Source organism: Pannonibacter phragmitetus (genome assembly GCF_050510895.1).
GTDB lineage: Bacteria > Pseudomonadota > Alphaproteobacteria > Rhizobiales > Stappiaceae > Pannonibacter > Pannonibacter phragmitetus_B.
In genome coordinates, this window is the sequence record NZ_JBNINT010000001.1 from 867,124 (window position 1) to 886,927 (window position 19,804).

Here is a 19,804-nt window from a genome sequence, read left to right on the forward strand (position 1 = left end):
TTGAGATGCTGTTCGAGCTTCTCCGCGTCTTCCAGCGAAATATCGAGCCCTGCAACCGGGTTCAGCCCGCCAGCCGCCCGTTCTCTCGCGCTTTCCGCCTTGCCGATGGACGTGCCTCGCGACGAACGGCTGCCGCTTTCCGTCTTGCCCTTGCTGCGTGCGGTCTTGCGTGACGCCGCATCCGCCGCCGGTGCCGGTGGTTCTGCGGGAAGCTTCTCCGCCGCCCCGCAATCTCTTCTGCCCAGTCGGCAATCGACCCGGACAGGCTGACGGTTGGCAGAGGCGCTCCCTCAAACGCCGCCTGCGGCGCTTCGCCAAAGCCTTCCGGCTGGCTGGAGGTTTCGGGCGTGGCGGGGGAGACAGGCTTCTTGCTCATGCCCTGCAATATGGGCCGAAACCGCCGCGGGGGAAAGGGGTGTTGCGGCTTTGTTCTGGCTAATCACTGTTTGAAAATTCGCTCTCGATGCCACTTGAGGCAATCTGGATGCGGCCGCTGGTGAGCAACCTCAGGCACACGTGCCTTCATATCCTTATGCAAGAGATGCGAGACATCGTAGTTCAAGTGACGTGATGGAGTAATCGTGTAGTCATCCTGCATGCACAGAAGACCCCTGTCGAACATCCAGTGAACCGTGCCCGAGAGAGCAATGCCGTTCTGGATTGAATCCGAACCACCATGCTCCACAGGCACGATATGTGCAGCCTCCACCTCGGGTCGTCCGCCGCCGTTGATCAGTCGCAAGCCTGTGAATGCACATGTGCGATCGTAGACGCGGCGAATATTCTGTTTGAATTTTGCGTCCCGGAAGCGCCGATTCAGCAATTGAGGGATGATGGGCCTGTTGACCTCAGGTCCAAAGAATGGTGCCTGCGGCGTTTCGCCAAAGCCGGGCTCAGCGGGCACATGATCTGTATCCTGCGGAGCATCGACGCGATCCGGCCATTCATCGGGGTTTGCAAGGCCTGCCGTCACGATGGCCTGGAACTCAGATGGCTCCAGAAGGCGAACCGCGTTGACCGTCAAACCGCCGTTTGGCCGTCCATCAGGCAGAACCATGCGCTGCTCGTAACCGCCGTTCTCCATGTAGTGAACCCATCTGTCGAAGTCGATATAGTCGGTCAGATGGGCGTAGAAGTGATTTTCGATCTTGGAGTCAGCAGTTATGTTTTTGACACGTGCGACGCCAAAATAAAAACTCCCCTTGGACCGCGGCATGGGGCCATAATAGACGATCCAGTCTCCGACGGTTTGTTCCATCCGTTTAAGGTATTGTTTCGGGAAGTGATACTGCTTCCCGGTTATGTCGTCGTAGATGCTGTCGACTTTATGATACAGGACGGCTTGTGTCATGGCGGTCTCCCAACTCAATGAGTAGGAGAAAGTTGCAGTTGGTACAATAGGTTGTGTGTGTATCCTCTTTGGATTTCAGTTTGCGGCCGCAACCTGCCTTCCTTTGTCTCAGACGGAAGGAATAGATACAGGGGCCTTCCTACCGTTTCAAAGCCAGATAGGAAGGCCTTCCTCTGCCCCTGATTACCGTTTCATCGACACCAGCGAGAACATTGCGCCCTGCGGGTCGAGGGCGTTGATGATCCAGGCGCCGCCAGGGACTTCCTGCGGGCCGTGGATGACCTTGCCGCCGGCTTTGGTGACGCGGGCGATGGCAGCGTCGAGGGCTTCGACGTTGATATAGTAGGACCAGAAAGGCTGCTGCATGTCCGGCATTTTGGTCATGATGCCGCCGATGCCCTGGCCGTTCAGGGCAAAGCACTGGTAGGTACCCATTGGCCCCATATCGACGGCCATGTCCTTTTCCCAGCCGAACATCTTGTTGTAGAAGGCGAAAGCTTCCACGCCATCTCCGGCATAAAGCTCGCTCCAGCCGAAGGTGCCGGGAAGTCCCATGGCCGGTTCCGGCGGCAAAGGCCCATCCGGCATGTCCGGCTTGAACAGGCTCAGCACCGCGCCGTGCGGGTCAGCCACGACGGCAAAGCGGCCGACCTGCGGAACGTCTTCGGCTGGGCGCACTATCCTGCCGCCGCTGGCCGCAAATTCCTCTGCCTTGGCATCCACATCGGCAACGCCCACGTAGCCGATCCAATGGGGCGGCACGCCTGATCCCGCCAGTTCGTCCGGCAGGGCCATCAGGCCTGCGCTGGGCATCGGCTGGCCGGGAATGGTCAGAATCGTGTAATCGAAACCCGGCATTCCCGAATCCGAGGCCTGCCAACCCACCACGTCCGAGTAAAATGCCGCTGCTGCTTTCGGATCCGTGGTCATCAGCTCGTACCAGATGAATTTCCCGATCATGGAAGTCTCCTCGTGTCAAAAAAGGGGGCGTCAGGCTGGAGCCAGAATGTGGGTCATGAATTCTCGGAAGGTGCCGTCCGGCTGCTGCACGCTGCCGGTGAAGCTGCGGGTTCCGTCCGGGCGGAAGCGGATCACGTCGCGGTAAACGGCGCTTTTGCCATGCGTGTCGAAATCCGGTCCGTCGGCTTCCAGAACCAGCGTCTGTCCTTCGTCTTCCACCCACCCGCGATAGATCCAGAGATAATCCATCATGGAGCCGGTCCATGTGCCGGTGTAGCGGCCAAGGGCGGGATCGTAGCCGATGGTCATGAGCATTTCTGCCGGTTTCCCGTCGGGCATTGGGCCGCGTGTTTCGATGATCGCCCAGAGATCTCCAAGCATGCGGCCGGTTTCGGTCCAGCGTTTCGCCGGATCCTCCGGATCATAATCCGGATGGCCAGTGGACGAGACCATCCGCCATTCGCCCGTCAGCCTGCGCAGGATCCTGTGATGCTCTGTTGCGGTTGAAGGCTGCATGGCCGGCCTCCTCTTCCGGTTGCTGATTGGTGCCATCCGGCATGAGCGCGCTTGCGCGCCGGTTCAGGGCGCTCTATCCCCGAAAACTGCCAATTGACGATATGAGTTGATATCAACATAAATAGGCCATGTCAAATACCCCGCTAGTCCCCTACGCGAAGACCCTTCAGGTGAAGGATACCTGCCTGTGCCTTTTCGCCCAGCGCGCCGCCCGTACACTTGCACGCCGCTTTGATATGGCGTTGAAGCCCACAGGGCTGACGAACCAGCAATTTTCCCTGATGATGGCGCTGAACCGGCCGGAGGCTCCGGCGCTGGGGCAGGTGGCCGGGCTTCTGGGCATGGACCGGACAACGCTGACGGCGGCGCTGAAGCCGCTGGCGCGCAAGGGCTGGGTAGAAGTTCAGCCGGACCCGAAGGACAGGCGCGGCAAGCGGCTGCATCTGACGCAGGCCGGGGCGCTGACGCTCGCGGCTGCGGTGCCCATCTGGGATGAGGTGCATGGCGCGCTTGAAGCTGGGATGAGCGCTGATCCGCAGGTTCTGCGCGACGGGCTGGCGGAAATCAGCGGTTAGCCGCCACTTTTATGCCCGTCCGAATGGCCGAGATCCCGCTCTGGCCAGACGAGATTGCGCAGGCGCTGTTTCAGCACCTTGGCTTCGGGAAAGCCGCCGTCCTGCTTGCGTTCCCAGATCTGCGTGCCGTCGCAGGTTATGAGGAACACGCCGCCGGTACCCGGGATGAGGGTCACCGAGCCTATTTCCTCGGAGAATGTGGAAAGCAGCTCCTGTGCCAGCCAGGCGGAGCGGAGCATCCAGTTGCACTGGCGGCAATAGGTGATGGTGATGGCGGGCTTTTCGGTCATGGCGTGACTATGCAGTGAGTCCGGTGTCCCGGAAAGAGGGGGCGGGAAATTGCACTTCCGGCAGGCCGCTTGCCGCAAGGCCAAGGATGGAGCAGAAGGGAAGCACTTAGCCCTCCGCCCCTGTCATGTGGTCTTATTCATGCCAGTTCTTCTGCCCCAGCCATTACCTGAGCCTCTTGCGGCTGCGCTTGCGGCTTGCCCGCCGCTGGCCGGGGTGCTGCGCCGGGAGGCGGGAGACCGGTTGCAGGTGACGGCAATCTCCGGCCTCAGCAATCACGTTTACCGGTTGACGGGGAAGCGGGCAGCTTTGTCCTGAGGGTGGAGCGGCCTGGAAACCGGGGGCTTGTCGACCGCAAGACCGAGGCTGAATTTTCTCGTATGGCGGAAAGGCTTGGGCTGGGGCCCCGCGTGGTTCTGGCAGTGCCGGAGCAAGGCTTGATGCTGATCGAAGCGGTGCCGGATGCGCATCCGCTTGCAGCTATGGATGTTTCCGGGGCAGAGCTTCTGGGCAAGCTGCTGGCGCGGTTGCATGGGGCGGCTGCCGCATTTGACGGATTGGTGCGCCCGCCAGTCTTCGTGCCCTCGCAGCGGCTTGAGGAGATGCTCCTTGCGGCAGAGGCAGACGGTGCGGCGCAAGAGGATCTTGCCTTTCTGCGGCAGGCCGCTGCGGGCCTTGCAGCAGTGCCTCAGGTTCTGACCGCCCCTTGCCATTGCGATCTGGTGCCGGGAAATATCCTTGGTGATGGCACGCGCCTGTGGCTGATCGACTGGGAATATGCGGGCTGGTCCGATCCGGCCTGGGATCTGGCCTATGCGGTGCTGGAATGCGGGCTGGACCAGGAGGCCGAGGCTGCGCTTCTGGCCGCCCATGCCGCGGGCCTTGTTCATGGCCATGATCCGGAGCTGATGCGCCTCCGGGTTGCTGCGATGAAGCCCGTCTGCGACGGCATTTCGGCGCTGTGGGCGTTGGGACAGGCGGCGCGGGGTAATGATGCGGCGGATTTCAGGGCTTTTGCGGCAGAACGGCTGGCGCGGGCACGGCGGTGCATTGGCGCCTGAGTTCTGAAGTTATTGCCGTGGATTGGCGTCGAACTCCTGCTGCACGCACGCGGCATGGCTGGTGTTCATCTGGCTCAACAGGCCGGAATCTTCCGGGTTTGCCAGGAGCTTGTTCCACAGACCGTCCGACTTCATCGTGCTGAGGGTGCAAGAACAGATGCGCGCGCAGGCAGGCTGTTCCACACCGCCCGCCGTGCAGGTCAAAGTGCAGTTTTCCTGAAAGTCACGGGAGGTCCTGTCCTCAATGACGCCGCTGGCTGCCACCAGCCAGAGGCTGCCGAACAGAACTGGCTGATGGATCAGGTAGACGGCCAGCGAATGGCGCCCGCCCTGGCAAAGCAGGCGGCTGAACGCGGAGCGTGGCTGCCAGCGGGCAACCGTTTCCCGGATGCCTGGACGTCGCAGCAAGTGCCCGGCAGCAACGCCGAGCAGGGTTGCGCCCGCCCATGGCACGAGCGGCACCCAGTCCACGCTGGAAAAACCCGGATTGCCAAGTCCTGTCCAAAGCCACAGCGGCCCGTCGAAGGCAGGGCCAGCGGCCCATAAGGGCAGGGAGAAGACCAGCAGCGCAGCCATGAAGGACACGACGGCCGGAAGGCGCACGAAGGGCAGGGCGATCAGGCTTGCGGCGGCAATGCAGTGGAGGATGCCGAAACGCACCATGCTGGCTTCGAGCGCATACCATGTGCCGGCGCTGACGGCGGCAGCAGCCATCAGGATGATGCCTTCGCGGCGCCAGAAGGCGCACCAGCGGATGCCGCTGCCATGGGCGAGCGTCAGGCTCATGCCCGCCAGAAACAGAAAGGTGCCTGCAATCAGCCGGGCATAGGCCTGCCAGCCACCATCCTCGTTGACGGGCCAGTCCACGATCCCGAACCAGGATAGATCCCAAGACAGGTGATACGACACCATCGCCAGCAGTGCGGCGCCACGGGCAAGGTCCAGCCCGTGGAGGCGCAACGTGGACATACTGGTACTTGTTGAACTGGATGCCGGGCTGGTGGTCATTGCGGAGATCCGTTGAAACTCCACCTGCCGCGCCCGGCAATTCTCGCAGGCTGCCGGACGGAGCCGTGCAAATGCCTGATGGTGTGCCTAGCCAAGGAAGGCGGACGCCAGAACGCTGGCAAAGGCTGAAACTGCGATAAAGCCCGCTACATAGGGCCAGGGTGAACGCGGACTGCTGACGAGACTATCGGTATCATAACGATCCTGAATGCTCATCTCAGGGCTCCTCCCGGTTGGGTATGGTCCATATGTGACGCTCCTAGGAACGTTGCATATGGTTAACGTCTGGTTAAAGCCTTATTTGGCTTCCCGGTGCCGCTGTCCTGCCTGTTTTTGCTGCGGCTGTGGAAAAGTTACTAAAAGCCGAGTGTTTCCAGACCGTTCTCCAGATAGTCGGCCAGCAGGGGCAAGCCGATCAGATAGCTTGCGGTGCTCTTCATGCCTCTGCTCCGGGCCTCATCGACAGCCTGGTCGAAGTCACTGGCATCAAAGTCACCGCGGCCGACCCAGGCAATGGCGACCAGTTCGGCCGACTCATCCACGTTCAGGTCCGAGATCAGCTCCCGCAGTTCCTCTTCGCTCAGGTCGATTGTTTCCTCCTCCGCGAGGCCATCGTGCATGTGGAGGTCCGAGAGATGGTCCTCGTCGAAGTCGATGCCATTGCCGCGGTCTTCCTCGAAGGCGTCGTTCAAGGCGGCAGTTGCGGCGCGGGCCTTCTGCACCAGCATGCGGATGGTTTCAGGCGACAGGGTCAGTTCAACGGCCATGGCGGAACTCCATGTGTCTTTCGCAGGCATCATTAAGTCACTGGATGGGCTGGGAAGCAACGGGTCAGCACTTGCTGTGCCGGCGGTTCCAGATGGAGCTGATCCAGACTGCGGCATTGACCAGGATGAGAAGAAGGCTGAAGCCCGCCAACGCCATGGCGGCGTCATAAGCTCCCTGATTTCTCAGGATGAAACCGAAAGGACGGCGGTAGCACCACTCGCCGCATTCTGAACTGGAGAAATAGGCCGAGATGTTGACCAGCTCAAACATGCACCAGGTCAGAAGTCCCTGATACAGGACGAGAGAGAAGATCAGTACTTTCCAGCGGGGCGCGAGCATGTGCAGCTCCGTTCAGCGGGCAATCGCAGTTGATAGCGTGTTCAGGTGTCTGCCCAATGGTTGAGACGCGCAATGGTTCCCCGCACTGGAAATGAGGCTGCCGCAAATCTCCCTGCGCCATGTATGCAAAAGCCCCGGAGAACGGGTCTCGCGGGGCTTTTGCAAATCAGATCTTCACGTTCTGATCCTGAGAGGCGGTGTTTGATGTGTCATCCCGTCCGAAAGGTCCGGGCAGGTGGCGTGGTCTTGCCGGCCTGTGCGGGATGCTGGAGCTCACCTTGTGCGGTGTTGTCTCCATAGTGCTCGCGCGCTGAGGGGGACGGGCCAAGGAAGGCAACCGCCACAGCCAGTATGACGCCAAAGGCGATGGCCATTCCCAGCGGCCGCAGGCTCGCTTCGTCCTCAGGCCGCGTCTTGTGCGGCGTCTGGATTGTCGCCATGGGCGGTGTATCCATGCGCGTGGTCGTTGCGTTGCTGCCATCCGGCTGCGTCGTGTCTCCGGTCATGCTGTCAGCTCCAGTCATCATGTGGGCGTCTGGATGAGCGAAGCGGCGGACTGTCCGGCCGGGCCTCCATGTCCTGCAGCAGGGTGGCGCCGAGACATAGCGTCAGCGACGCCATGCCGGCAAAGGCTGCGGCCAGAATGGCCATCAGGCTCAGCCCGGTTGAACTGCCGGTCATTCCGCAGATGGCAACAGCCGCAAGGCCAAGGCCACCGGACAGCCAGGCAAGCTGCAACGGGCAGGCCGGCCTGCGGGGAATCTGCGTGTGGGGCATCGTCCTGTTTCTCATTCCAAGGCCCTTTCATCAGCGCCCAGACAGGCAGAAACTGGCCTGAAAATGCGACGGCCTGCGGCCCGGAAGCGGGCGGGTTACAGCATTTTTCATGGCCATTTCGTGGCGGGAAAGTTTCGGTTTGTAACGATCATCTTCACTGGATTTTTGCCCTTGCAGGCGATACCGGAACGTACTGGAGTTTCGGTGCGGGGATGGGCCCGCCGCCGGGGACGGGCAAAAGGCATGAGCGGATCAAGCGAGGCGGCGGCGGCAGTGATGCCCACGCCGGACCAGAAGCTTTTGCAGGCTGCGGCTTCCGCGGTGCCGGATGACCATGCCGGGCCGCATCTCAGTCTCACCGGTCTGTGGTTTCTGATTGCAGATCCATCCGCCAAGCGGTTGATGTGGCTCGAAACCGGCACAGCCCAGATTGATGGCAAGGTCGCCGGACTGAAGCAGGCTGCCCTGACTGAGGCGCTTTCTGCGCTGGCACCGCAGACGCAGAAAAATCTTCTCAATCTGTTCAACACGGTTATCCGCAAAGGCAAGTGCGGCCCGATTGATGTGGGCACGGACGCGGAAAGCGGGATAGCCGGTATCAGCCTGACCGGCTGGCGCTATGACGCAGGCGATGGGCGCCAGTTTGTCATTTGCCATCCGTCGACGGTGGCGGCCGGCGGGGAGGGCGGGCATGTGGTGCGCGGCCTTGCGCCGATCCTGAAGCACTTCGTCGAGAATTCAGGCAAGATCGTCATGACGGCCGATAACTTCGGCTATGTCCGCTACGCAAGCCCGGGCTTTTTCACGCTTTCGGCATTGACGATCCTGCGCTTTGCATCGGGCGCAACATTGCCCATATCCCGAAGCGCGTCGGCAAGACGCTTACGGCGCTGATCCAGACGGTCCTCGCGCGCACGTCCAGCGCCTCTGGCAAGGGGCGCTTCAAGATGCCGAATGGCGACACCATGGTGATGCATTATTCGGCCCTGTTCTTCCGTCTTTCGGACACCGCTGGCGGTGTTGTCTTCACGGCAGAGCCGGATGGCCACAGCGAAGCAGATTTTTCCCGGATTTTCGACGTGATGACGTCGCCAGTGATCGTCGTGGACACGAAGACACGCAAGATGCTGGCCGCCAACAAGGCGGCGCGCAAGGCCTTTCGGCTGACCCAGCAGTCGATGGATGAGCATCCCATAACCGAAACGCTTCTGCATCCAAAGAGTTACGGGTTGTTGCTCGAGGCCGCCAAGAAGGCCAGCAACATTCCCATCGCGGTCGTGGTGAACAGCCTTGATGGCTCGTCCCGAAACAAACGCATGCGTGCGATCTTCATCGATAACGACGAAGATCCGCCGCATCTGATTTTGGAAAGCCGGGCCTGAGGGTCGAGGTCCGGCTTTTCCGGGCTTGTCTGCGTCACCGCGATTTCAGGAAGGCCTCAATCTCGCTGTTGGCCTTTTGCACGCCCTTCACCTTGTCCACCATGCCCATGACGGTCTGTGCCGACAGCCGGGTTTTGTTGCTGGCGTCGGAGACGCTGGAGATGGCGCGCGTCACCTCCTGCGAGGCGGCCTGCTGCTGGGTCATCGCCGCAGCAACGGCGGAGGACAGGGCGTCCAGCTCGCGGATCATGTCGATGATCGAGCGGATGGCTGTCATGGCGCCCGTGGTTTGGCTCTGCATGGCTTCGATCTGCGCACGGATCTGTTCCGTTTCGCGGCTTGTCTGCTCGGACAGACCCTTCACTTCTGCTGCCACGACGGCAAAGCCCCGGCCTAGCTCACCGGCGCGCGCCGCTTCGATGGTGGCGTTCAGAGCAAGCAGCTTTGTCTGATCGGCGATGGACTGGATGGTGCCCATGATGGTGCCGATGGATTCCGACGCACTCTTCAGTGCTTCGATCTGACCGGCGGTTGAATCCGCCTGTTCCGTTGCTGCCCGTGACTTCTGTGCCGCCGTCGTCATCCGGTAAGCAATTTCGGAGAACGAAGCCGCCATTTCCTCGGCCGCAGAGGATACGGATGTGGCCTGGCTCCCGGCAGCTTCAGCCGTATGCAGCATGCTGGCAGCAGTGCTGTCCAGCTCGCTGCCGATCTCGTTCATGGTCGTGACCACGCCGCTGATCTGCTCCGTCACGTGGCTCTGGTCGGTGATGATCGACCAGCTCAGCATCGGTCCCAGATAGCTGCCGTCCGTGTCCTGAATCGCCGATACATCCAGACGCAATGTCTCGGGGCCAACCTTGATGTTGGCACGCCAAGGCAGATTGGAGGGATCTGAGAGGATCTTGCGCTGATGGCCGGGGTGTTTGTGGAACACGTCGATGGAGCTGCCGAGCAGATCCTTCACCTTGACGGGGAGGTACTTTTCGACGGCCTCCAGGGTCTTGAGACTGGTCTGGTTGACGTAGTTGATCTCGAATGTTTTCGGGTCGCAGGTCATCACATTGATCGGCATCTTGTCGATCATCTGCAACAGGCGTTTGGTTTCTCTGTCTGCCTTGTACTGTTCGGTGACGATGCTCCAGACCAGGGAAGCCTTGGTGTAACGGCCTGCAGCGTCATAAATCGCCGAAATGTGCAGGTCGATGACCTCTTCGCCCAGCCTGATGCGGGCCTTGTGCGGCAGTTTTCCGGGGTCGCCAATGATCCGGCGCTGATGTTCCGGGTGCTTGTGGAACACGTCGATGCAAGTGCCGACGATCTTCGACGGATCGAGATTCAGGATATGTTTCAGCTTGTCCACCAGGCCGATCGAAGCCTTGTTGGCGTAGTCGATGCAGAAGCTCGAAAGATCACAGGTCATGACGGCAACAGGCAGATCGTCCAATGCCTGAAGGGCATCCCGGTTGATGCTGCGCTGCATGCTGCCAATGGAGAACAGGCTGGCCATCTGTGGGCACTCCGTTTGGTGTATGCATACGTTTTTCCACGTACTCATTACCTGAGGTTTAAGCTCACTCTGCGGCGCTTTTTCCAAAATGGAAAAATTAAAGTGCTGATATTGATCGTTATTTTGGTGATTACTGGTAATTGTTTCAGGTGCGCGCGCAGCTGTACTGGTGGGGCCTTGTCATTTCTGCCGCGTATATCCTTCTGGCCTGATCTACAAAAAAGTGGACGCAAGCCGCAGATCTGCGGTGCTTGGGCCTTGCGGCTGCTCTGTTGTCGGCTTAGGGTCCGCGCGCTCGAAATCACCATGTCTCCTATGGAGGACCCTCATGGGCTTTATTGCCGATGCTCTCTCGCGTGTGAAACCGTCCGCAACGATTGCGGTCACCAACAAGGCGCGTGAGCTGAAAGCCGCCGGCCGGGACGTTATCGGTCTTGGCGCTGGCGAACCGGACTTTGATACCCCGGAAAACATCAAGGCTGCGGCGATCAAGGCCATCAATGAGGGCAAGACCAAATACACTGCCGTGGACGGCATTCCCGAGCTGAAGGAGGCGATCTGCGCCAAGTTCAAGCGCGAGAACGGCCTCGCCTATACCCCGGCGCAAGTGACGGTCGGCACCGGCGGCAAGCAGGTGCTCTACAACGCCCTGATCGCCACCGTGAACCCCGGTGATGAGGTTCTGATCCCGACGCCGTACTGGGTGAGCTACCCGGACATGGTGGAGCTGGCTGGCGGCACGCCGGTGATCGTTGAGGCCGACAAGAAGACCTTCAAGATCACCGCCGAGGCTCTGGAAGCCGCGATCACGCCGAAGACCAAGTGGTTCATTTTCAACTCGCCGTCCAACCCCTCGGGTGCTGCCTATACGCGTGCCGAGCTGAAGGCGCTCACCGATGTGCTCGTCCGTCATCCGCATGTGTGGGTGATGAGCGACGACATGTATGAGCACCTTGTCTATGACAACTTCGAGTTCACCACCCCGGCGCAGGTCGAGCCATCGCTCTACGACCGCACGCTGACGGTGAACGGCGTCTCCAAGGCCTATGCCATGACCGGCTGGCGCATTGGTTATGCGGCGGGTCCCGTGCAGCTGATCAAGGCGATGGCAACGGTGCAGTCCCAGTCCACGTCCAACCCCAGCTCCATCGCCCAGTATGCGGCCGTGGAAGCGCTGAACGGGCCGCAGGACTTCATCCCGAAGAACAACGAGATCTTCAAGGCACGCCGTGATCTGGTGGTGTCGATGCTGAACCAGGCCAAGGGTCTGGTCTGCCCGGTTCCGGAAGGTGCGTTCTACGTATTCCCGTCCTGCGAAGGCTGCATCGGCAAGACCACGCCGTCCGGCAAGGTCATCGAGACCGATGAGGACTTCGTGACCGAGCTTCTGGAAGCCGAGGGCGTGGCCGTCGTGCAGGGCTCGGCCTTCGGACTTGGCCCGAACTTCCGCATCTCCTACGCCACCGCAACCGAAGCCCTGGAAGATGCCTGCCAGCGCATCCAGCGTTTCTGCGGAAACCTGCGTTGAGCCGTATCTGACGGTGCAAGTGAGTGAAGAACCCGCCGGTGAAAGCCGGCGGGTTTTTTGTTGTCAAAGTCCTCTCCACCACGCCGTCCGGGCGGCGGACAATAGGGGCCAGAGAGCGAGCTCACTTCGCCTTTGGTTTCCCATACACATCCCGGTATTCCGGATTGGTGGGGCAACCGGGCTGGATGCAGGGCTCGGCCAGTTCCTTCGCCCGTTCGCGGCGCTGTTCGGCTTCGCTCTGCTGGCGCCGGTCGAGGCCTTGCGTCTGCTGCTGCTGGCTCTTGTCCAGAAGCATGCGCCCGGCCAGGCCGCGCATGGAAGGAGCGGCGGCGGTGCCGTTGTCGCTGGAGCGGCGCAGGGCGGAGGTTTGCGCCTGAGCCTCGCCGCCTGGGCCGTATGGCAGCAGTATTGCAGCCAGAAGCAGGGCGGTTGCAACAAGGCCGGTACGCTGAGGGATCTGCATTCTGAATCCGGCCTTTCGCTGCGTTACCGGTTGTCTCTGGCCTTGTTGTGGCGTGCAGATGCGGCAGGGGCAAGGCCGTTTGATGCTGCAGTGCCGCACATCTTTTGCTTGCAAATGGCGGCTGTGCGGCGCGACGATGCCTTGACCGGCTCCGTGGCGGCGTCAAACGCGGACGGGGCTGCAATGCTCAAACGCCGCAGGGCAAGGCCCGGCGCCGGATTATCCGGCCAAGACGGCTCATGTCCCTGCTGCGGGTGGACGGCGCGCAGACGCGGCGTCATCTCCTGCCGCGATCCTCGCGCTGGCAACACAAGCCAACGGGAGACGGCAGCATGAGCGGCATTCAGGAAAGCACCAGCAGCGGTAGACGATCCGGCCCCCGCTGCATCGCGATTGTCGGGCCCTTCGGAAGCGGCAAGACAACCCTGATGGAAGCCATATTGGCGCGTACGGGGGCAATTTCCAGACAAGGCAGCCAGGCAGGCGGCAATATGACGGGCGATGCTTCGCCAGAGGCACGTGCCCATGGCATGAGCATTGAGATGAATATCGCCGGGACGGAGTATCTGGGGGATCACTATACCCTTCTCGACTGTCCCGGCTCGGTCGAGTTTCTGACGGAGACGGAAGGCGCCCTTTGCGGGGCGGATCTGGCGATCGTGGTGGCAGAAGCGGACGAGAAGAAAGTTCCCGCGCTGCAATTGATCCTCAAGATGCTGGAAGAGCGCGGTGTGCCGCGGCTCCTGTTCCTCAACAAAATCGACAAGGCCACGCAGCGCGTGCGCGATGTGCTGCAGCTGCTGCAGCCCGCCTCCAGCGTGCCACTGGTGTTGCGGCAGATTCCGATCTGGAAGAATGGCATTGCCGTAGGCTTCATTGATCTTGCCCTGGAGCGGGCCTTTGTCTACCGCGAACATGCTGAAAGTCTCGTGATCGACATGCCGGGCGATGAACTTGCCCGCGAGGTGGAAGCGCGCTTCTCCATGTTGGAGCGGCTGGCCGACCATGACGATGTGCTGATGGAGACCCTGCTTGAGGACATGGCGCCGGGCCGGGAACGGGTGTTCACAGATCTGGCCGAAGAAATGCGGCAGGGGCTGATATGCCCGGTGTTCATCGGCTCAGCAGAGCACGGTAACGGCATCCAGCGCCTGATGAAGGCTCTGCGTCACGAAGGGCCGGATGTTATGGCAACCCGGGCGCGGCTGGGCCTGAGCGCTTCCGTCGAGGCGGGTGTGGTGGTGAAGACGCTGCACACGCTGCATGGTGGCAAGCTGTCGGTGACGCGGGTGCTGGGTGGCACGGTCACCGAGGGGCATGGACTGCATCTGCCGGATGGCGAAACGGAGAAGCCGTCTGGCCTGCTTTCGGTCTTCGGCCAGCAGGCCAGCCGCCGGGGCGCGGCTGGTGAGGGCGAGACGGTGGCGCTGGCGAAGCTCGAGGGGGCGCAGACCGGCATGCTGCTGGGGTTGAAGGAGCCGATCCGCCAGTGGATGCCTTTCCGCCGGCCTGAGCCCGTGATGGGCCTTGCCATCTCCACAGCCGATCACAAGGACGACGTGAAGCTCTCCGCCGCCCTGCACAAGCTGACGGAAGAAGATCCAGCCCTGCATACACGGCTAAGTGAGGCGACCGGCGAGACCTTGCTGGAAGGGCAGGGGAGATGCACTTGCGCGTCGCGCTTGCCCGGCTGAAGGGCAAATATGGCCTGATGGTGGAGGCGCGCGCGCCGCAGATCGCCTACCGCGAGACGATCCGCAAGGGCACAAGCGTGCGCGGGCGGCACAAGAAACAGTCAGGCGGACACGGTCAGTTTGGCGATGTGGTGCTGGAGATCCATCCGCTCGGGCGCGGCGAGGGCTTTGTCTTCTCCGAGAAGATTACCGGCGGCGTGGTGCCACGCCAGTACATTGCTTCGGTGGAGGAGGGCGTGCGCGAGGCGCTCGGTCACGGTGCGCTGGGCTTCCCGCTTGTGGATATATCGGTTGTGCTGACGGACGGCTCCTATCATTCTGTCGACAGTTCCGATCAGGCCTTCCGCATGGCGGCGATCACGGCGATGCGGGAGGGGCTGCCGGAGTGCAGTCCGGTGCTGCTGGAGCCTATGGATGAGGTGGTCGTGGTGTGCCCGTCCGAAGCGACAGCACGCATCAACGCCATCATTCCTGCGCGGCGCGGCCAGATCCTCGGCTTTGATGCAAGGCCCGGCTGGGCCGGATGGGACGAGGTGCGCTGCCTGATGCCTCAGGCCGAACTGGACGGACTGATCGTGGAGCTGAGATCTGCCACGGCGGGGGCGGGCAGCTTCCACCGCCGCTTTGATCATCTGGCAGAGGTAACCGGCAAGCTCGCAGACCAGATACTTGCCCGTGAGCGCCAGAAGGCGGCATAAAGGAACTCTCCAGGCAGCACTTGTGGCTGCAGAAACAGGAGGGGAGAGGCCGGTACGGACGGGTGCCGGCCTCATCTTTTCCCGGCTGGCCCAAAGAGAGCTCAATCCTGCGTGTGTCAGGGCTCGCCGGATGTCACCAGAGCGTTATTTGCATCTTCAGGGTTTCAGGCGTCTTCTGTTGGCGCTGATCAGGAGGACAAGATGCACATTATCCGCAAGCCGGGCTGGGCTCTGCCCGAGCATATGGCTACACCGGAGCACCTGTTCTGGAACCGCCGCGCGGTTCTGGCGGGCATGGCAGGGGCGGGCGCGCTGGCGCTGGGCACAGGATTGCCATCTGGAGCAAGGGCGCAGGACGGCGCAGCAGACCCGAGCGCCAGCCTCTATCCGGTGAAGCGAAACGAGGCCTATACACTGGACCGTGCTCTCAGCCAGGAAAAGCACGTTACCAGCTTCAACAACTTCTATGAATTCGGCACAAGCAAGAGTATCGCCCGTGCGGCGCAGGCCCTGCCCATCCGTCCGTGGACGGTGACTATCGACGGCATGGTGGACAAGCCGCAGCAGATCGGCATTGATGACCTTCTGAAGGCCATGCCGCTGGAAGAGCGGCTCTACCGCTTCCGCTGCGTTGAAGCGTGGTCCATGGCCGTGCCCTGGTCCGGTTTCGCCCTGTCGGAACTGGTGAAGCTGGCGAGCCCCCAGGCGGGCGCCAAATACCTGCGCTTCGAGACCTTCCAGGACGCGAGCATCGCGCCGGGCCAGAACATGGTCTGGTATCCGTGGCCCTATGTGGAGGGCGTGACCATGGCTGAGGCCACCAACGAGCTGGCCTTCCTGGTGACCGGTGTCTATGGCAAGCCGTTGCCGAAGCAGAACGGCGCACCGCTGCGCCTCGCCCTGCCGTGGAAATATGGCTTCAAGTCCATCAAGAGCATCGTCCGCATCACCTTCACCGATGAGCGGCCGAAGACCATGTGGGAAGCGCTGGGTCCCACCGAGTATGGCTTCTGGGCCAACGTCAACCCGGATGTCGCTCATCCGCGCTGGAGCCAGGCGCAGGAAGACGTGCTTGGCACCGGCGAAACCGTTCCGACCCTGCTCTACAACGGCTATGTCGAGCAGGTGGCTGGCCTTTACAAGGGTATGGAAGGCGAGAAACTGTTCATGTGAGGCCGTCTGGTCTCACAGATGCAATATGGAAGGCTCCGGGGTATCTCCGGGGCCTTTTGCGTTCCGGCTGAGGCCTTTCCTGCGTCGCCCCGGCCAAGTGGAGCGCGAGCCGGGGCGACGCTGAGAGCGTGGCGCGGTTGCGTGTCCTTCTGCACCTCGACCGGCAAGGCAAAAAAGCCGGGTCAAAAGACCCGGCAGTTATTTTTGATTTTCCACAGCGTGGAAAATCACCTTCCAGAGGGGAACAGCTGGCTGAATTGGCGTCGCTGGGAGGAGAGTGCGACGCCGCAGAACCAACAGTGATGCTTATATGCAGTGCACAAGCTGATTAAACAAGTGGCACCTGTGCAGGTCAGCCATGCGTTTAAGGAATGACTAATATGTCAGCCCTGCACATTCTTGTCACAATTCAGCGGCAAGAATCAAATTTCTTGTTTCAATTCAGCGTCTTAATGTATGTTCTGTGTGAATTTTGACCTGATGGTCAGATTTTGCGCAGATTTAGAATATGCCCGATTTTTAGGCGAAATTACCCTGGCATACATTCTGATGCATGAGGTCATGGCTTGGCTGAGGCCATGGCTGGAGTTTGCCATCCCGAAAAACGTCTTGAAATCAGATGGATATGACTTCGGAAGGATGTTTTTGCGGTGCGGCATTCTGTCCTGCGCCGCCCGCGCTGGTCAGTAGGACCAGCGCTCTGCCTTGGCCAGCAGGAAATCGCGGAAGGCGGTGATACGCGCCGTGTTCTTCAGCTCTGACGGATAGACGAAATAGGTGTCGAAGCTGGGGATCTGGTCTTCCAGATGCGTCAGGATTTGCGTCACGCTGGTGTCGTTTTCAACGATGTAGTCCGGCAGGATGGCGACGCCGATGCCCTGATCCACGGCGCGCTTGATCGCCACCACATTGTTGACGCGCAGCACGATGCCGCGCGGCTCGCCCAGCGGGCGGTGAGCCGTCTCCAGCCAGTTCATGTCGCGCAGATAGGCAGGCGCGTGCTCGCCGAAGGTGATGATCCGGTGATTGTCCAGATCCTCGATTGTCTTCGGCGTGCCGTAACGCTTCAGATATTGCGGCGAAGCGTAGATGTGGAAGTGCACGGTGAAGAGCTTGCGCTGGATTAGGTCTGGCTGCGTCGGCTGGCGCAGGCGGATGGCCACATCTGCCTCGCGCATGCCAAGGTCCAGTTCCTCGTCATCGAAGATCAGCCGCAGTTCCATGTCCGGGTAGAGATCGATGAACTCGTTGATGCGCGAGGTCAGCCACGTGGAGCCGAGGCCCACCGTGGTGGTGATGCGCAGCACGCCGGAGGGTTTTTCGCGGCTGTCGGTGAGGCGCGTCTGCACGGCCTCCAGCTTCATCAGCACTTCGCGGGCCGTGCGGTAGAGGAGTTCACCCTGCTCTGTGAGCAGCAGGCCGCGCGCGTGGCGGTGGAACAGCGGGATGCCGAGATCCTGCTCGAGCGCGCTGACCTGACGGCTGACGGCGGACTGGCTCATGTTCAGGCTGTCGCCCGCATGCGTGAAGCTGCCTGCCTGTGCGGCGGCATGAAAAATGCGCAGCTTGTCCCAGTCCATCATGCGCCTGCTTCTCCTCTTCCGCCGCCCGTCCGTGGCGGGTCAGGCCGAATCTGGCCGCCTCAATCAGCCTTAGCTGCCTCAAGGGCATGTTCAGCCAGAAACTTCTCCGCTTCAAGGGCTGCCATGCAGCCCATGCCGGCAGCGGTGACCGCCTGGCGGTAGATGTCGTCGGTCACGTCACCGGCAGCAAAGACACCCGGCACGGAGGTGCGGGTGCTGTCGGCCTCGGTGAAGATGTAGTCGTTCGGCTTCAGCGTCAGCTGTCCCCGGAACAGATCGACTGACGGCGCATGCCCGATGGCAATGAAGACGCCGTCAGCGCTGAGTTCGTGCGTTTCGCCGGTCTTCACGTTCTTCAGGCGTGCGCCCGTGACGGCCTTGGGCATGCCGCCGCCCAGGATTTCGTCAATCACGCAGTCCCACACCACGTTGATCTTCGGATTGGCGAACAGCCGCTCCTGCAGGATGCGCTCGGAGCGGAAGCTGTCGCGGCGGTGCACGACCGTCACCTTGGAGGCCAGATTGGCCAGATAAAGCGCTTCCTCGACAGCCGTATTGCCGCCGCCGACCACGATCACTTCCTTCCCGCGATAGAAGAAGCCGTCGCAGGTGGCGCAGGCCGAAACGCCCGCACCCATGAAATCAACTTCCGACGGCAGCCCCAGCCAGCGCGCCTGCGCGCCGGTGGCGATGATGATGGCATCGGCCAGAAATTCGGTGCCGCCATCGGCAACGGCGCGGAAGGGGCGCTTCGACAGGTCCACCTCGGTGATGATGTCATGCACGATGCGCGTGCCGACATGCTCAGCCTGAAGTTGCATCTGCTCCATCAGCCAGGGGCCCTGAATGGGCTCGGCAAAGCCGGGGTAGTTCTCCACATCGGTAGTGATGGTCAGCTGGCCGCCCGGCTGGATGCCTGCCACGAGAACCGGCTCCAGCATGGCGCGTGCGGCATAGATGCCGGCGGTGTAGCCAGCCGGGCCCGAGCCAATGATGAGCAGCTTCACGTGTTCCGTCGCCATGTCCAGTTCCTTAAATCTCATGCCTTGCGCGAGGCCAGCTTCGCCCGAATGGCCGCAGCGATCTGCGGGGTGCTGTCCAGCGGCTCACAGGTAGTGGTTTTGAGAGGCCCCGGAAAGGGGTGAATGGCCCCAATCTGGCGCAATCCAGTCAAAAAACGGTCCAGCCGGTGGTGCCCGCCGGACGGCATGAACACATGCACAGGCCGCCCTGCCGCCAGCGCCTCACCCACCATGTTTGTGCTGTCGCCCGTGACCACGATGGTATCGGCCAGCGCCAGCATTGCCAGCAACGGGTTTTCACCGCTGCCGTCCCACAGGAAATGGTTTCCTGTTTCCGCGAGTTGCTCCAGCCGGTGGTTGAGGACAGGGGCGTGCGGCGTGAGGCGGTGATCATCAGGCTGCCGCCGCCCCTTGCCGCATCCGCCAGCCCATCGGCGAAGCTTGCGATGTCTTCGGCCGTGAAGGTGTGGTGCCGGCTGTTGCCGCCCACCAGCACCGCAATGCGCGGGGAGGGCAGACCGGCAAGGCGCGGGTCCGGTTGCGCCCTTGCTGCTGCCAGTTTCTCAGCCGAATGGCGGTGCGGCGCGGTTGGCGTCACCAGAACATTGGCGCCGCGCAGCCGGTCATGCTCACCCACCCAGATCAGGTCGGCAGTCTTCGTGCCCGTTCGCGGATCCTTGAGAAAGACGGTGAAGGTGCGCCCGCCGCTCAGCTTCTTCAGGCGGCGCAGATAGGGCACCGTGCGACGGCCGGAGGCGATGGCGATGTCCGGGTAGGGCGGCGCCAGCGGGCTGCCGGGCCGCGTTTCGGCTTCGCGCGGGTCAATCGGCCCCCAAGGCATGGCCCAGACGAAGGGCTTGCGCGGGGCAACGCGGCGGATCTGATAAGGCAGGCCAAGAGCCTCTGCGACGCCCATGCACTGGATTTCGTCGCCCGCCTTGCCGTCGGACAGAATCCAGATGCTCCGGTCATCCTCAGCTTTTGCGGTTTCTGGATCTTTCTTGAGCATGGGTGCTTTTGTTATAGTCTTGCGGAAATGAGCAAAAAATCATAAGCCGCAGGGTGTCGGATCTTGCGGCCACACAAGCACGGACTGACGGCTGGAACA

The 19,804-nt window shown here is 61.6% G+C and carries 20 protein-coding genes and 3 pseudogenes; 7 read left to right on the forward strand and 16 right to left on the reverse strand.

The features are described from left to right. Nucleotides 1-13 precede the first annotated feature (13 nt). The 4 genes and pseudogenes from ACQB61_RS04095 to ACQB61_RS04110 all read right to left on the reverse strand — a co-directional run. Nucleotides 14-322 (reverse strand): annotated as a pseudogene (locus tag ACQB61_RS04095) (excinuclease ABC subunit UvrB); the annotation flags it as partial. Between the two features lie 117 nt (nt 323-439). Continuing rightward, the gene (locus ACQB61_RS04100; protein ID WP_430511602.1) at nt 440-1,351 is read right to left on the reverse strand and encodes an HNH endonuclease; all 912 of its coding nucleotides are present in this window, start codon (nt 1,349-1,351) and stop codon (nt 440-442) included. A gap of 183 nt (nt 1,352-1,534) precedes the next feature. After that, a complete protein-coding gene (locus ACQB61_RS04105; protein ID WP_430511603.1) occupies nt 1,535-2,311 on the reverse strand; it encodes a VOC family protein in 777 nt (258 codons plus the stop codon). Nucleotides 2,312-2,341: 30 nt separating this feature from the next. Then, nucleotides 2,342-2,827 (reverse strand): DUF1579 domain-containing protein, encoded by a 486-nt coding sequence (locus tag ACQB61_RS04110; RefSeq protein WP_430511604.1) that lies wholly within the window; start codon nt 2,825-2,827, stop codon nt 2,342-2,344. A gap of 128 nt (nt 2,828-2,955) precedes the next feature. Here ACQB61_RS04110 and ACQB61_RS04115 point away from each other — a divergent pair, with 128 nt between their 5' ends. Continuing rightward, nucleotides 2,956-3,402, forward strand: coding sequence for a MarR family winged helix-turn-helix transcriptional regulator (locus ACQB61_RS04115; protein ID WP_430511605.1), 447 nt, complete (start codon nt 2,956-2,958; stop codon nt 3,400-3,402). On the opposite strand, the gene ACQB61_RS04120 is transcribed toward ACQB61_RS04115, so the two are convergent. Continuing rightward, nucleotides 3,399-3,692 carry a SelT/SelW/SelH family protein gene (locus ACQB61_RS04120; RefSeq protein WP_430511606.1) on the reverse strand — a complete coding sequence of 98 codons (294 nt, stop codon included), beginning with the start codon at nt 3,690-3,692 and terminating at the stop codon, nt 3,399-3,401. The genes ACQB61_RS04115 and ACQB61_RS04120 overlap by 4 nt on opposite strands. A gap of 195 nt (nt 3,693-3,887) precedes the next feature. On the opposite strand from ACQB61_RS04120, the gene ACQB61_RS04125 reads away from it, so the two are divergent. Next, entirely contained in the window at nt 3,888-4,751 is an 864-nt protein-coding gene (locus ACQB61_RS04125; RefSeq protein ID WP_430511607.1) for a phosphotransferase, read from the forward strand. A gap of 9 nt (nt 4,752-4,760) precedes the next feature. Here ACQB61_RS04125 and ACQB61_RS04130 read toward each other — a convergent pair whose 3' ends face one another. The 6 genes from ACQB61_RS04130 to ACQB61_RS04155 all read right to left on the reverse strand — a co-directional run bounded on the left by ACQB61_RS04130 (nt 4,761) and on the right by ACQB61_RS04155 (nt 7,643). After that, nucleotides 4,761-5,759 (reverse strand): DUF1624 domain-containing protein, encoded by a 999-nt coding sequence (locus ACQB61_RS04130; protein ID WP_430511608.1) that lies wholly within the window; start codon nt 5,757-5,759, stop codon nt 4,761-4,763. A gap of 87 nt (nt 5,760-5,846) precedes the next feature. Beyond that, a complete protein-coding gene (locus tag ACQB61_RS04135) occupies nt 5,847-5,975 on the reverse strand; it encodes a hypothetical protein (protein ID WP_430511609.1) in 129 nt (42 codons plus the stop codon). A 140-nt stretch (nt 5,976-6,115) separates the two neighbouring features. Next, complete coding sequence (locus ACQB61_RS04140) at nt 6,116-6,526, reverse strand: DUF3775 domain-containing protein (RefSeq protein WP_430511610.1); 411 nt, start codon at nt 6,524-6,526, stop codon at nt 6,116-6,118. Between the two features lie 64 nt (nt 6,527-6,590). Then, entirely contained in the window at nt 6,591-6,866 is a 276-nt protein-coding gene (locus ACQB61_RS04145) for a hypothetical protein (protein WP_430511611.1), read from the reverse strand. 209 nt (nt 6,867-7,075) lie between these two features. Continuing rightward, nucleotides 7,076-7,372: a hypothetical protein gene (locus ACQB61_RS04150; protein WP_430511612.1), complete on the reverse strand. Its 297-nt coding sequence runs from the start codon at nt 7,370-7,372 to the stop codon at nt 7,076-7,078. Nucleotides 7,373-7,376: 4 nt separating this feature from the next. Then, on the reverse strand, nt 7,377-7,643 hold the full coding sequence (locus ACQB61_RS04155) for a hypothetical protein (RefSeq protein WP_430511613.1): 267 nt from the start codon (nt 7,641-7,643) through the stop codon (nt 7,377-7,379). A 243-nt stretch (nt 7,644-7,886) separates the two neighbouring features. Between ACQB61_RS04155 and ACQB61_RS04160 the strand changes: the two genes are divergently transcribed. Together ACQB61_RS04160 and ACQB61_RS04165 are read left to right on the forward strand one after the other, a co-directional pair. Then, entirely contained in the window at nt 7,887-8,537 is a 651-nt protein-coding gene (locus ACQB61_RS04160) for a hypothetical protein (RefSeq protein WP_430511614.1), read from the forward strand. 53 nt (nt 8,538-8,590) lie between these two features. Then, nucleotides 8,591-9,025: a hypothetical protein gene (locus ACQB61_RS04165; protein ID WP_430511615.1), complete on the forward strand. Its 435-nt coding sequence runs from the start codon at nt 8,591-8,593 to the stop codon at nt 9,023-9,025. Nucleotides 9,026-9,059: 34 nt separating this feature from the next. Here the strand turns inward: ACQB61_RS04165 and ACQB61_RS04170 are convergent, their stop codons facing one another. Then, nucleotides 9,060-10,535, reverse strand: a complete 1,476-nt coding sequence (locus ACQB61_RS04170) for a methyl-accepting chemotaxis protein (RefSeq protein WP_430511616.1) — start codon at nt 10,533-10,535, stop codon at nt 9,060-9,062. Between the two features lie 328 nt (nt 10,536-10,863). Between ACQB61_RS04170 and ACQB61_RS04175 the strand changes: the two genes are divergently transcribed. Beyond that, nucleotides 10,864-12,063, forward strand: coding sequence for a pyridoxal phosphate-dependent aminotransferase (locus tag ACQB61_RS04175; RefSeq protein WP_430511617.1), 1,200 nt, complete (start codon nt 10,864-10,866; stop codon nt 12,061-12,063). A gap of 121 nt (nt 12,064-12,184) precedes the next feature. Here ACQB61_RS04175 and ACQB61_RS04180 read toward each other — a convergent pair whose 3' ends face one another. Continuing rightward, nucleotides 12,185-12,526 (reverse strand): hypothetical protein, encoded by a 342-nt coding sequence (locus ACQB61_RS04180; RefSeq protein ID WP_430511618.1) that lies wholly within the window; start codon nt 12,524-12,526, stop codon nt 12,185-12,187. A 332-nt stretch (nt 12,527-12,858) separates the two neighbouring features. Here ACQB61_RS04180 and ACQB61_RS04185 point away from each other — a divergent pair. Both ACQB61_RS04185 and msrP read left to right on the forward strand, forming a co-directional pair. Further along, nucleotides 12,859-14,918 (forward strand): annotated as a pseudogene (locus ACQB61_RS04185) (elongation factor G). A 201-nt stretch (nt 14,919-15,119) separates the two neighbouring features. After that, nucleotides 15,120-16,091 carry a protein-methionine-sulfoxide reductase catalytic subunit MsrP gene (gene msrP, locus ACQB61_RS04190; RefSeq protein WP_430511619.1) on the forward strand — a complete coding sequence of 324 codons (972 nt, stop codon included), beginning with the start codon at nt 15,120-15,122 and terminating at the stop codon, nt 16,089-16,091. Nucleotides 16,092-16,774: 683 nt separating this feature from the next. On the opposite strand, the gene ACQB61_RS04195 is transcribed toward msrP, so the two are convergent. From ACQB61_RS04195 to ACQB61_RS04205, 3 genes and pseudogenes are all read right to left on the reverse strand, one after another. After that, entirely contained in the window at nt 16,775-17,671 is an 897-nt protein-coding gene (locus tag ACQB61_RS04195) for a LysR family transcriptional regulator (RefSeq protein WP_430514286.1), read from the reverse strand. 62 nt (nt 17,672-17,733) lie between these two features. After that, nucleotides 17,734-18,696, reverse strand: a complete 963-nt coding sequence (gene trxB, locus ACQB61_RS04200) for a thioredoxin-disulfide reductase (RefSeq protein ID WP_430511620.1) — start codon at nt 18,694-18,696, stop codon at nt 17,734-17,736. Nucleotides 18,697-18,713: 17 nt separating this feature from the next. Continuing rightward, nucleotides 18,714-19,705: pseudogene (locus ACQB61_RS04205) on the reverse strand (mitochondrial fission ELM1 family protein). Between the last annotated feature and the right edge of the window lie 99 nt (nt 19,706-19,804).